Source organism: Chitinimonas violaceus (assembly GCF_052601015.1).
In genome coordinates, this window is record NZ_JBQXDJ010000273.1 from 1 (window position 1) to 291 (window position 291).

Genomic DNA, 291 nt, shown 5'->3' on the forward strand with positions numbered 1-291 from the left:
TGGTCACGCTGCCAACCGTGGTCACCGACTGGACCGGCCCTTGTACACCGGTGCCTGGTGTGACCGTGGTCAGGGTCTGATTGGTGACCCCATTGGTGCCGGTAAAGCCGAAGGGCCCGACCCCGCCGTTACTGATCACATTGATCGCGACCGTCGCTGGCGCACTATGGGTGAAGGTACAGGCGATATTGGGCGAGCCAGCGGTAGCAACGGCATCCAGCGTGATCGTGCCCGTCGCCAGATTGGGGGTGGCGGTACCGCCTGGGGTCAGGCCAGTACAGGTCGCTCCGG

General features: G+C 64.6%; 1 protein-coding gene. It reads right to left on the minus strand.

All coding sequences use genetic code 11. The annotated features are described in order from the left end of the window. Nucleotides 1-291: prealbumin-like fold domain-containing protein (locus ACUHMQ_RS21265; protein ID WP_445297422.1), on the minus strand; the 291-nt coding region annotated here is incomplete at both ends.